The sequence below is a fragment of the Peptococcaceae bacterium 1198_IL3148 genome, from assembly GCA_036763105.1.
Classification (GTDB): Bacteria; Bacillota; Desulfotomaculia; order Desulfotomaculales; family Desulfohalotomaculaceae; genus JBAIYS01.
In genome coordinates this window covers 1-203 of record JBAIYS010000100.1, presented here as the reverse complement: position 1 = coordinate 203, position 203 = coordinate 1, and the positions used below count along the sequence as shown (strand labels likewise).

Here is a 203-nt window from a genome sequence, read left to right as displayed (position 1 = left end):
CTGCCCGCCGAAAACCCAAGGTTTTCTGGGGAAGGCTCGTCCGCCCAGAGTAAGCCGGGACCTAAGCCGAGGCCGAAAGGCGTAGGCGATGGACAATCGGTAGAAATTCCGATGCCACCAACAACCGTTTGAAGGATGGGGTGACGCAGGAGGGTAGGCTAAGCGCACGGCTGGAAAAGTGCGTCCAAACCCGTAGGGCGTTG

The 203-nt window shown here is 59.6% G+C and carries 1 rRNA gene; it reads left to right on the top strand.

From position 1 onward, the window contains the following. Positions 1-203, top strand: a 23S ribosomal RNA gene (locus tag V6C27_15030); the annotation flags it as partial.